Annotated in this window: 3 protein-coding genes; all 3 read right to left on the bottom strand. The window is 28.0% G+C overall.

The annotated features are described in order from the left end of the window. Positions 1 to 278: 278 nt before the first annotated feature. On the bottom strand, positions 279 to 407 hold the full coding sequence (locus NR218_RS12660) for a hypothetical protein (RefSeq protein ID WP_019834877.1): 129 nt from the start codon (positions 405 to 407) through the stop codon (positions 279 to 281). A gap of 178 nt (positions 408 to 585) precedes the next feature. Then, positions 586 to 849 (bottom strand): hypothetical protein, encoded by a 264-nt coding sequence (locus tag NR218_RS12655; RefSeq protein WP_198985868.1) that lies wholly within the window; start codon positions 847 to 849, stop codon positions 586 to 588. After that, the coding region (locus NR218_RS12650; RefSeq protein WP_265883451.1) for a protein VraC at positions 849 to 1,195 on the bottom strand (347 nt) is incomplete at its 5' end. The genes NR218_RS12650 and NR218_RS12655, both read right to left, overlap by 1 nt.

The raw sequence follows: 1,195 nt of genomic DNA, 5'->3' as shown, positions 1-1,195 counted from the left end.
GCTCTCTCTACTAGAAAGTGACGTTGATAACATGAATTAAGTTATTCATCACATTTCAAAAATTAAAAAGTGTTTTTCGTAATTGAATACGAAAATAAACGAATATTTCAAAATCTTTTTTAAAGTTAAGATGCCCCTAATACTCAAAACTTTAAAAAGTCATTACTTATTCAAAAGCTCACCCTAATAAAATAGCGTTAATGTTAGCCAAGAATGTCCCCTTTTGGAAACTTAGAGAGAAACTTTAAGTTATACTAACATTAACGCTATCGTTTTATTTATGCTGTAATATAGGCATAGACACCAAATTCAAACCGCTCCATAGCATTACCAATACTTGTTGCGAAAACAGTTTTTCTCGCTTTTTGAGCACTAACCATGTTCATTTTATCTTTGTGAACATTCATGAACATATGTCCTCCTCTTGCATGTTACATAATTATATGTATTAAACTAGTATTATCAAATTGATTTTCATTTTCCTAAATTTAAAAGTGTAATTTTATTCACTTTACATAATTAATAAATGATTAAAAAATATAAATACTAATAACCAAAAATAAAAATAGTTATCATCACGAAAAATTAAGATTTCTTAACAATAACTATTTTTTCTTCACCATTTAAACCAAAAACGTTTATTTCATTATGACTCACTTTTTTTAAGGTTACTTCTTCGTCTATATTTATAGTCTTTCTATACTTAACGTTAAATTGTGTCCACTCTATTTGAAAATATGCTAATACACAATCCACTACTAGTTGACCAGGGACAATGGTTGAATGAAGCTCATTTTTATCATTAACAAGTCGAAGGTAATGACTCACTTTATCATGACTAAACCTCATCATTTACCTCCTTTTTTTATAAACGTTTGTCTAATAAATATACATTGTCTATTATCTTTATATATTTTTAACTCATAGATATATTGGATATATGTTTTAAACTTTTTCGTACTTTTATGTGTTAAGTACGCCTCATATTTTAGTCCACATTTTAATGGTTCAAATTCTTCACATGTTGTTCGCACAAGAAGAATATGTTCTTGTTCAAACTTTTGAAACAACTTAAATTTTGGCCAGACGCTTGCACACATGAGTAAAGGCACCACGCCTTTATACGTTCTTTCAACTACTTCGCAATACGCTCTTACTTCTTGTTCATTAAAATATATTTCTATTTTCTCACAAT

Source organism: Staphylococcus sp. SUC_1.2 (assembly GCF_026222585.1).
Note: the sequence above shows the minus strand (reverse complement) of the source record. Positions and strands in the feature narration are given on the sequence as shown.